At 68.5% G+C, this 6,939-nt stretch carries 9 protein-coding genes and 2 pseudogenes; 6 read left to right on the top strand and 5 right to left on the bottom strand.

Annotated elements, in window-relative coordinates:
• Positions 1-100: 100 nt before the first annotated feature.
• The 5 genes and pseudogenes from CD790_RS34085 to CD790_RS35130 all read left to right on the top strand — a co-directional run.
• Positions 101-373, top strand: a pseudogene (locus CD790_RS34085) (DUF1524 domain-containing protein); the annotation flags it as partial.
• A gap of 107 nt (positions 374-480) precedes the next feature.
• A complete protein-coding gene (locus CD790_RS34090; RefSeq protein ID WP_144387259.1) occupies positions 481-828 on the top strand; it encodes a hypothetical protein in 348 nt (115 codons plus the stop codon).
• Complete coding sequence (locus tag CD790_RS34095; protein WP_144387260.1) at positions 825-1,136, top strand: hypothetical protein; 312 nt, start codon at positions 825-827, stop codon at positions 1,134-1,136. The genes CD790_RS34090 and CD790_RS34095 overlap by 4 nt, the downstream gene beginning before the upstream one ends.
• A gap of 199 nt (positions 1,137-1,335) precedes the next feature.
• The gene (locus CD790_RS34100; RefSeq protein ID WP_144387261.1) at positions 1,336-1,746 is read left to right on the top strand and encodes a hypothetical protein; all 411 of its coding nucleotides are present in this window, start codon (positions 1,336-1,338) and stop codon (positions 1,744-1,746) included.
• 94 nt (positions 1,747-1,840) lie between these two features.
• The gene (locus CD790_RS35130) at positions 1,841-1,993 is read left to right on the top strand and encodes a hypothetical protein (protein ID WP_186319403.1); all 153 of its coding nucleotides are present in this window, start codon (positions 1,841-1,843) and stop codon (positions 1,991-1,993) included.
• Between the two features lie 275 nt (positions 1,994-2,268).
• Here the strand turns inward: CD790_RS35130 and CD790_RS34105 are convergent, their stop codons facing one another.
• A complete protein-coding gene (locus CD790_RS34105; RefSeq protein ID WP_144387262.1) occupies positions 2,269-2,487 on the bottom strand; it encodes a hypothetical protein in 219 nt (72 codons plus the stop codon).
• A 165-nt stretch (positions 2,488-2,652) separates the two neighbouring features.
• On the opposite strand from CD790_RS34105, the gene CD790_RS34110 reads away from it, so the two are divergent.
• Positions 2,653-3,222: a hypothetical protein gene (locus CD790_RS34110; RefSeq protein WP_144387263.1), complete on the top strand. Its 570-nt coding sequence runs from the start codon at positions 2,653-2,655 to the stop codon at positions 3,220-3,222.
• Between the two features lie 319 nt (positions 3,223-3,541).
• Here the strand turns inward: CD790_RS34110 and CD790_RS34115 are convergent, their stop codons facing one another.
• From CD790_RS34115 to CD790_RS34130, 4 genes and pseudogenes are all read right to left on the bottom strand, one after another.
• Entirely contained in the window at positions 3,542-4,486 is a 945-nt protein-coding gene (locus CD790_RS34115; RefSeq protein WP_144387264.1) for a hypothetical protein, read from the bottom strand.
• A 559-nt stretch (positions 4,487-5,045) separates the two neighbouring features.
• A complete protein-coding gene (locus CD790_RS34120; protein WP_260868117.1) occupies positions 5,046-6,194 on the bottom strand; it encodes a pentapeptide repeat-containing protein in 1,149 nt (382 codons plus the stop codon).
• 47 nt (positions 6,195-6,241) lie between these two features.
• Positions 6,242-6,637: pseudogene (locus tag CD790_RS34125) on the bottom strand (transposase); the annotation flags it as partial.
• A 41-nt stretch (positions 6,638-6,678) separates the two neighbouring features.
• On the bottom strand, positions 6,679-6,939 hold a 261-nt coding region (locus CD790_RS34130), incomplete at its 5' end, for a transposase (RefSeq protein ID WP_144387266.1).

Here is a 6,939-nt window from a genome sequence, read left to right on the forward strand (position 1 = left end):
GGCCACCGACTGGACCGCCTACCTCGCAGCCCGCGCCCGTGGCGACCAGCGGAATACAGCACGTTCGGAATGACGCTCCCCGCCAGCTGGCGCCTCCACGTGGACTCCTCAGGAGCGACAGGAGTACGCCAACGACCTGGGCGACCCGCGTGCGCTGGTGGCGGTGACGGCGGCCCAGAACAGGTCGAAGGCCGACCAGGACCCGGCCGAGTGGCTGCCGGCCGACAACACCGCGCACTGCCGGTACGTCACCGAGTGGACCGTGGTGAAGACCCGCTGGCGCCTGACGGTCGACCTCGACGAGAAGGTCGAGCTCGTCGACCTGGCAGCCGACTGCCTCGACACCGAGATCACCGTTACCCACGCCCGCTGACACCACACCGCGCGCCCTTGGCGACGGGGCATGCGGAGCGGCACACCACACGATGCGCTGCTCCGGTACGGTGCACTCCTCAGCCTGCCCCGCGCTGGAGGACGACCTTGACCGAGCAGCCGAACGGCCCGTACGGCCCGCTGATCCCGATGCCGGAGCTGACGCCGGACGGCCTGCGGGCCGCGGTCGCCAAGATCGCGCCCAGCCGCATCCCGGCTCTGACGCGGCATCTGTTCGAGGCCACCACCAACGCTCAGAAGACCAGCAGCCTGGCCCCGCTGCGTGCTTTCGTGCACTCCTGGGCTGTCTTCGTCGCTATCGAACGCCACCCCAAGCGCGCGGCCCGGCTGCGCGAGCTGGAGCGGATCGTGGACGAAGGGGCAGCTGACCCCGCCGACGCGATCGCCGAGATTGGGGCCATCCGCCAGGCAGCCGAGACGGAAGCCGGCCTGTGAGCGACTGGACCTGGGATTGGAACCCCAGCCACGAGCACGTGGCGAAGGGCCTGCCGCCAGGTGTCGTGGCGGAGGTGGAACGGCTGGCCAGCGAACTGGCCGTGCTGGGGCGCGACGTGATGAAGGTCGGATGGCCGGAGGATAAGGAGGGCGGGCTGCGGGAGTTCGACATCCTCAGCGGGCGCGGCTTCTTCTCGTTCCTCGCCGTCCCCCGCCACGGGGCGATCTATATCTGTCACATCGCCTGGTACGAGTATCACTCTGCGACATCGTCGGGCGGCGGAAGTGAAGCCGACCGAGGCGCTTGAACGCCCCCTCTGCGGCACGGCGGCGGTCGGCGGCGGTGGCTGCGGCACCGAGGCTGCCGCGATACGCCGGGCCCGACCGGCCACCGGAACCGACGATGTCGACCGGGTAGAGGGCGGGGGATACCTGAGTAGGGGTACTTACTGCTGATGAGCGGTCGGACGGTTCCAGGGCTGATCCGCCGCTCGTACCGTCGCGTACATGATCGAGACCGAAACGCGGCCCGCCTCGGCGCTCAAGGTGGCGGGTATCGGCTGTGCGGTGGTGGTGCTTGCGCCGGTCCTCCTGCTCTTGGGCCTGGTCGTCGTGTACCAGATCGAGCGCGCCACTCCAGAGGACTATCCAGACGTCAAGCCCGACACGATGGCTCGCCGTATCTCCGGCTACTCCCTGGACGCGTACGCCGCGCTCGGTCTCAACCGCACTCTCAACCCGGGTGGGTACGAGGCGAAGACGAACAACGAGAACAGCTTCGGCTCGGACCGCTGCTACCCGGACGGCCTGGAGGGCATGGCCGACGAGCCCGAAGAGGGCACACCACCACTGGATGGTGGGCAGGGTCGGAAAGTCCGAGGGCCTTGCGGCGCTGCGCAGAGTCCGGGAGCACCTTGAGGCCACTGGGTGGCGCATCACGGAGTACGGAAAGGATGACCAGATCCCGGAGTGGAGCGTGCGCGCCAAACGGGATGGCGGATACGGCATCTCCGTGACGTGGGAGCAGGACTTCCAGCGCCTCCGCGGCGGCAGCGGCGCGCCGTGCGCGACGGATCCCGACTGGGCCGAAGCCGAGGAGGAAGGTCTCTACCAGGGGCTGCCCGATGTGGGCCCGGCACCACCTCTCGTCCCCGCTGCCTCGTGAACTGGCTCCGGGCTGGGTATACCGGAATGCCGTGGTGCCCCGTCCGGGCGGCCGCGGTGCCGCTTCTCCAACGCGGCGCAGTCCACGCAGGCGCTGCGGCTGGGTCGCGACCTGGTCGTCAACGCCACGCAGCACCATCACGCACGGGGACGTGGAGTGGCTGGAGCGGCACCTCGGCGACCGATACCGCGTCCCTCGGGTGTGGCGGATGGCTGCCGGTGGAGTTGACGCGGAAGCAGACAGCGAGCCGGGCACCGCTCTCCAGGGCGCCAGCTTCAGCCTGGTAAGGCGGCGATCTGCTGGAGGAAGTCGGTGTTGGCCTCCACGCCGTGCCCGAGCACCATCGCATGGCGGGGAAGCTCACCGAGGAGTTCGAGCAGGGGCTCGGTGCCGGGTAGGTCGACCGGGAGGAGGCCGAAGACGTCCCCCGTGGCCCGCCTCCAGATCCGCCAGGCTGGTCGTCCGCGCCCCCGCGGGGTAGCTCCCTGTGGCACCCGCACATCCACGCCGTCGTGTTGCGGTCCCCGCTCGCGCTGGGGTAGCTCGCCGAGCCTTGCCCAGCTCAGCACGGACCCACTGCCATCCGCTGGCAGTGCGGGCTGTCGCAGGTGCTGAGCCCTGCGCGGTGTCGCGAGAGTGGTGTGAGGCACACTGCGGTGGTGGACTCGGGCGCAGCAGCCATCTTGGGAGCGGTGATCGGAGCGGTGGGGGCCGGCAGTGCTGCGGTCGTCACCGGCTTGTGGGGTTCCCGGATCACGCGGCGCCAGCTCGCGGCGCAGGAGGCTCAGTTGCGGCGGCAGTTGCGGGCGGAACACGCTCGGGCACGTCGTGAGCCGCGGAGCAAGGTGTATGCCGACTTCCTCGTCCAGGCCCGCGCTGTGGAGCGGGCCCTTGGCCGGTACCAGGAATCGCACACCCGAACCCTGGAGAGCCTGCACGAGGCGATCGCCATGTTGGACCATCTGGGCGTGCAGATACTCCTTGAGGGCCCGCCCTCCGTAGCGCCTGCCTCCGAAGCAGTGATCAAGCATGCCCATCGGTGCATAAGGCCTCTGCGCGGCGCCATCGAGGCGCTTGAGCGATTCGGAGAGGGTTCCCTCGAGCACATCCAGCAGCGGGACGCCGTTGCCGATACCGGCCTGCAGTTCACAGCGACGGTGAAACACTTCGCGGAGGCGGCGCGGCGCGTGCTGGACGACGATGGAGTCGAAGCGAGCCCGCCCCACTGACTGGCCAGAGGCTAACCCAAGCTTCATCCGCCCCCAGCGCCAGCGCTTTCCACGTGGTGCACGGTGATCCACGACGTCGCGACAGTCGCCGTGCGGCCGCATGCTCGAGCTCGCGCTCGTTCTCCATCGCGTCGCCCCGGCCGACCACCACGTGGAACTGGCGGTGGCGTCGACGTCTTGCCCACAGGTTGACCCGCCCGTTCCCGGCAGGGGCCGGAGGCAGCGGTACAGGTTTCCGGGAATCGCAGCCGCCGGCTGGTCAGCGTGTGAGGCTGTGCGACGCTGCCCGGCTGCAGCTCTCGAGCTGTCGTGATCTCGTTCATGAATGAGGCGGTCGAGATTCTGAGGCGGGAGATCGCGGCCTCTGAGGGCTCACAGCGCAGCCGTCATCGCCTTGGTGTTCGTCGGGCGGTGTGTAGCCGCAGCCCTCTGGGGTGCAGGGCTCGTGGTCTCGGCCCCACAGGCCGACGTCCCGTTCGGTGAGGCGGGCGGTCGCGACGAGGTGGCGTTGCCGCAGGCGAGGCACCGTGGAGGGTAGGGCGGCGAACGTCTCCGGCAGTACGGAGAGACTGCTGTTCACCCATTCGCCGTCGATCATGCGCACCAGAACACGGCAGTGCCACCAGCGGCGCCCTGCGTCGGGGTTGGGCCAGTAGAAGGACGGCGGGTCGGGGAAGAGGTAGTGGGTGGCGTCGGGATCGAGGTGCGCGTGCAGCCACGTGCTGGCCTCGCCCATGCCCAGACGCAGTCGGCCGGCTTCCTGCTGGAGGGAGAAGAGCTCGTCGCGGTCGAGGGCTTTGAGTGACCGGGATTGTCGGGGTAGCGGCCGGCAGCCATGCGGTGTCTTCACCGGCCATCCGAACAGCAGGCCCAGGTGCTGTCGCAGGGTCAAAGGCGGCACGCCCTTGCGGGGGGTCGGCAGCGCGGGTGGAGGCGTCCACCGGTACCCGGCTGCGTCGATGCGACTCAGGATCCACGCCTGCCGCTCCTCGTTGGCCACATTCCACCGGTAGCTCATCGGCCGCGCGCGCATCGCCTGGGTGCGTCTGCTCGGGTATCCGATGCCGCGCTGGGAGGGTCGCCAGGGGCGGGGACCGGCGGCGATGGCTCGCATGTCACGGCAGAAGTCCGCCAGTTTGTCCATTTTGTCGATGACCTCGGCATGCGCGGCCTCCTCAGGGGACATCCTTGCGCGCCTGGCCAGATGGCGTATTTCAAGGAGAGCTTCGTCAGCGAGGAATCCAGCCAGCTCCCTGTCGCTCATCTCCCCTGTGCGGGAGCGGGAACGAGACGTCAGCATCAACAGATCATGTCACGGCCACGCAGGGTGCCTCCCGGGAGACAGGGGCTACACCCGCGGCCGCGCAGCGGAGCCTACGGACGTCGACGACGTCGACCAGGACCTGATCCTTGAGGACCTGACCGAGCAGGTCTTGGACTGGCGCACCCGCGCGGCGCACGACCACCAGATCGTCAACGACCACATCGCCTGGTACGGCAAGCGATCGGCGCAGCGCCTGTTCACCCGGGCGTTTCGTCGCGACCGTGCAGCGCCTGTCCGGCCTCGGGCACCTGGACCTCGGCTACTCAAGGGGGAGAGCGGGCCGTGAGGGGAGGGCTGGGGGCTCCTGGCTGCGGCCTGTGTGCGTGGCCGGGACGACGCGCAGCGCCTTGACGCCGTTGGCGGCCCATTGCGCGTCCGTCGGCGGGAGCGACAGCATCATGCGCCGGCCGTCAGCCAGGGTGGTCTCGATTTTGCTCGGGTCGTTATGGGGGTGTTTCAGACGTCACCCCCTATGAAACGGGTCCCCCTATCAGGGCCTCTACGGATGCCATGCAGAAGGCACCACGAGTCCGGCCGGCAGATGCGACCCACCAGACAGCAGACCGAGCGGTGCTGAACCGTGAGCGCCAGTGAAGTCGACCATGCACCCGGAGAACGTCGCACCATTGAAGTCGACAGTTCCTCCGGACAGCGCGACGCGGCGGAAGTCGACAGTGCCTCCGGAGAACGTCACGCTTCTGAAGTCGACCCTGCCCTCGGTGAACGTCGCGCTGTTGAAGTCGACCAGGCCGTCGGAGACGGTTGCCCCGCCGAAGACGACCACGCTCCCGTCGAACGTCGCCTCGTCGAAGCTGGCCCTGCCCCCGGAGAACCTCACTCTGTCGAACTCGACCAGGCCGCTGGAGAACACCGCCTCGAAGAAGTTGAGCATGCCGTCGGAGACTGTCGCCCCACGAAAGTCGACCCTGCTCCCATCGAACATCGCCCCGTGGAAGCTGACCCTACTTCCGGAGAACGTCGCACCATTGAAGATCGCTGTGCCACCGGAGAACCACGTCTCGTCAAAGTTGACTTCGCCACCGGAGAACACTGTCCCGCTGAAGTTGACTGTGCCACCAGAGAACCTCGCTGCCGAGAGGTCCCCGCCGTCGAATGTGACCTCGGTCAGGTCAAAGTCGTGACCCTGCCAAGAATGCTGATGCTCATGAGGTAGCCGGAGATGGTCACGGATGAGCCGGATGACAGTCAGGCGGACTTCCCGCAAAGCCAGGTAGGCGTGTCGGGCTTCCGCGTCGCCCGCTGGTAGGTCAGCCTCGGCGATGTAGGGCAGGCGGAGGTAGGCGCACAGAACGTCGATACAAGTCTGCCGCAGCGCGCGAGTGGGGGCGTCGTCGGCGAGGCCAGCCAGAGCATGCACGCCACCGAGGCGGACGGCTGCGGAGTCGTTGCCGAGCTGGGTGACGGCAGTGGTGAAACGCTCGGTGTGCAGACGGGTGGCCTCCCGCAGGGCGCCGTCCTCGTCCACGCGCTGGCGCCGGTAGGCGACGACCAGGGCGATCAGGGCGCCGGCACCGGCGACCACCCCGAAGGACAGCTTTACCAGGTCGAAGAGGGTCTTGGAGTCGATGCGATGCTCGGGCTTGAGCCTGCGGGCGCCGAGGAGGTCCCAGCCGATGTAGAAGACCACGGCGGCGACCAAGACCGCCGTGGCGAACGTCAGGCTAAGACCGTGTCCTATGTGGTGAGGCGGACGAGTCGCTTGTAGCAGCACAGGGCGGCGGCGAGGCCGAGAAAGGCCAGGTAGTTGCGGGGATGGCGCTCGTAGCGGGGGCTGAGTCTGCGGTAGCCGGACAGCCACGACATCGTGCGTTCGATCACCCACCTGCGACGGCCCAACCGTTCGCTGGACTCGATGCCTTTGCGTGCGATTCGGACTCCGATGCGTTTGCCGCGTAGCCATTTCCGCAGATCAGGCCGGTCGTATGCCTTGTCTGCATGCAGGCGCTGGGGCTTGAAGTAGCGGCCGCGGTGCGGGTCGTGTCTCGTTTGGTGACCTGCCACCATGGGCTTCAGCGCTTCGCTGTCGTGGGTGTTGCCGGCGGAGACGCCGACGACCAGGGGCAGTCCGTGGACCGAGCCCGCCGTAGTCGGGCTGATATGGCACCGCCTCTTCACCATGGGCGGTCATCTCGCCCTTGATCTGGAGCATCCAGGCCAGGCAGGACTGCGGGCCGCAGACCGGCGGCGGCGAGGTCGTCGAGCATGTCCAAAGCGAGCTGCCACTTGGGCCGGTGGTGCTCGGTATCGGGAATCCGGCAGGCCCGCCTGCGGGCCTGCGTGTCGGGCCCGTCCCAGGTGGCGGGCAGGAACAGGCGCCAGGACAGCGGGCACGAGGCGGTGTCGGAGGCGGCGTGGACGCTGACGCCGATCTG

It is taken from the genome of Streptomyces sp. SAJ15 (assembly GCF_007595705.1).
Taxonomy (GTDB): Bacteria; Actinomycetota; Actinomycetes; order Streptomycetales; family Streptomycetaceae; genus Streptomyces.